General features: G+C 63.5%; 2 protein-coding genes. Both read left to right on the top strand.

The window, feature by feature from the left end:
- Nucleotides 1-373: 373 nt before the first annotated feature.
- On the top strand, nucleotides 374-1,219 hold the full coding sequence (locus CCR82_RS00555; RefSeq protein WP_338073061.1) for a 5-bromo-4-chloroindolyl phosphate hydrolysis family protein: 846 nt from the start codon (nucleotides 374-376) through the stop codon (nucleotides 1,217-1,219).
- Between the two features lie 58 nt (nucleotides 1,220-1,277).
- Nucleotides 1,278-2,483: a toxic anion resistance protein gene (locus CCR82_RS00550; protein WP_338073060.1), complete on the top strand. Its 1,206-nt coding sequence runs from the start codon at nucleotides 1,278-1,280 to the stop codon at nucleotides 2,481-2,483.
- Nucleotides 2,484-2,643: the final 160 nt, after the last annotated feature.

The raw sequence follows: 2,643 nt of genomic DNA, 5'->3' as shown, positions 1-2,643 counted from the left end.
ACAACGACAATGATCCCTTGGTGGCCGCCCTTTTTCACCCCCCTGCGGGGCGGCTGGGGTGATTTTTACGCTTCTCGGCCGAGCATTACGCGCAAGTCATTGATTGTTCGTTCGCCGCTGGGGTAAACGAAATCTGACCCGACTTGTAGGCTCATTCAATTCAGTGGGTTAGAGACTGCGCAATTGTCTCATCGTCGTGCCCGCTGTTACTGGAAGCCGCCAAGAGACCGATGCCGACGCCGCCGATGTCAAAACCGCCAGATCAATCCCCATCGCGACCGGGCCTCGGTGCGCGACTCCTGGGCGCGGTGCTCCTGTTGTGGAGCCTGGGCCTTGTCTCCTGCCAGTCGATGTTCGCCCCGTTCTTCTTCTCGTGACACCCTCTGACCCAAATCCGCTGCCACGGGTACGCCCCGCCGGTGCTTGGTTGCTGTGGATCTTCTCCACGCCCTTGCTGTTTGCGGCGATCAACGCGTTGATCCTGAGTCGACTGGACAGTTTTTTCGGCGATGCTGCCGCCTGGGCGCTGTTGGCGCTGGCGGCGCTGCTGACGCGACGGGCCTCGCGGCAATCGCCCGAGGCGGCCGAGCGGCGCCGCTTCAGCCAGCCCGGTCGGCGTTGGCAGTTCCCGCTGCGCAATGTCGCGGCGGTCTCACTGGCGGCTGGCACCTGTGTTGCCGCGGTGTACGGGGTTGGCTATCCGTTTGGGGTTGGCATCGGCTTCGCGGCCGTGGCCGTGCTCGGCTACCATCTGGCCTATGGGCTCGAGCCGCTGCGGGTCGGTGAACCAATGAGCGCGCAGGACAAGGAATCGCGGGCGGTCATCGAGGCGCTCGCCGAGGCCGAGGATCGGCTCATCACTATCGAGCGCGCCGCCGAGGCGATCGGCAATCGCGAACTGAGCCAACGCCTGGCGCGCATCGCCGAGCTGGGGCGCGGCATCCTCGCGCAGATCGCCGAGCGGCCCTCGGATCTGCGCCGGGCGCGGCGCTTCCTGACGGTCTTCCTGGAAGGCGCCGAACAGGTCTCGGACGGCTATGCCCGTACCCATCGGCATGTGGAGTCGGCCGAACTCGAACAGCACTTCCGCACCGTGCTGATCACCATCGAAGAGCAGTTCCAGCGCCAACGCGAGCATCTGCGCGAGGCCGACATGCTCGATCTCGATGTGCAGATCGAGGTGCTCAAGAAGCAGCTCGAGCAGGAGGGCATTCGCTAGCACGCGCCCGTCGGTTTTCAGCGAGAATCCGGGCTTTGATCGATCAGCGAGGAACACAGTGAACACGAACCAGCCAGCGCCGCCGTCGGCCTCGCCAGAGGCGGTCCCGAGCACCGCCCCAGCACCAGACGATAGTCAAACCGTGGTGACATTGGCCGATGCACCGCCGGCCGAACAGGCCGAGATCAAGGCCCTGTTGGCCGAACTCGACCTGACCGACAGTAGCTCGATCATGTACTTCGGCGCCAAGGCGCAACAGCAGCTGACCACGGTGTCCGACCAGATGCTCGAAGGCGTGCGCAGCAAGGACACCGGCGCCGCCGGCCAGTCCCTGAGCGAGATGGTCGGCACCCTGCGCGGCTTCGATGTCGAGCGCCTCGACCCGAATGCCAAGCCGGGCATGCTTCAGCGCTTATTCGGCCAAGGCAAACCGATCCTGCGTTTTCTGCAGGAATACGAGGCGGTGCGCGATCACATCGAGCGCATCAGCGTCGACTTGGAACGGCACAAGACTCGGCTGCTGACCGATGTGACCGCACTGGATCGGCTCTACGATGCCAACCTGGATTACTTCCGCGAATTGGAGCACTACATCGCCGCCGGTGAGGCCAAGCTCGCGGAGCTGGACCAGGAGAGCATCCCGGCGCTCGCAGCCAAGATCGAACAGGCCGAGGACATGGTGCAGGCGCAACACCTGCGCGATCTGCGCAGCGCGCGCGATGATCTGGAGCGGCGTGTGCACGATCTGCGGCTCACGCGGCAGGTGGCGATGCAGGCGCTGCCGAGCATCCGTCTGGTGCAAGAGAATGACAAGGGCTTGATCAACAAGATCAACTCGACGCTGGTCAACACGGTGCCGTTGTGGCGCCAGCAACTGGCGCAGGCGGTGACCATCTACCGCTCCGGGCGCGCCGCCGAGACGGTCAAGGCCGCGACCGATCTGACCAATGAGCTGCTCAAGGCCAACGCGAACAACCTCAAGACTGCTAATGCCGAGGCCAGGCGTCAGATCGAGCGCGGTGTGTTCGATATCGAGACGGTCAAGGAGGCCAATCGCACCCTGATCGAGACCATCGAGGAGAGCCTGCAGATCGCCGACGAGGGCAAACGCGCGCGCGCCGCCGCCGGTGCTGAGCTGCAGCAGATGGAGACCGAGCTGCGCAAGACGCTTGCTGCTGCGAGTCATGCCATTACTCATATCTCAAAAGGGTCAGAGCCAACTGGCGCTGGACACGAGACAATTGCGCAGTCTCTAACCCACTGAATTGAATGAGCCTACAAGTCGGGTCAGATTTCGTTTACCCCAGCGGCGAACGAACAATCAATGACTTGCGCGTAATGCTCGGCCGAGAAGCGTAAAAATCACCCCAGCCGCCCCGCAGGGGGGTGAAAAAGGGCGGCCACCAAGGGATCATTGTCGTTGT

This window comes from Halochromatium salexigens, from assembly GCF_016653295.1.
Taxonomy (GTDB): Bacteria; Pseudomonadota; Gammaproteobacteria; order Chromatiales; family Chromatiaceae; genus Lamprobacter; species Lamprobacter salexigens.
Note: the sequence above shows the minus strand (reverse complement) of the source record. Positions and strands in the feature narration are given on the sequence as shown.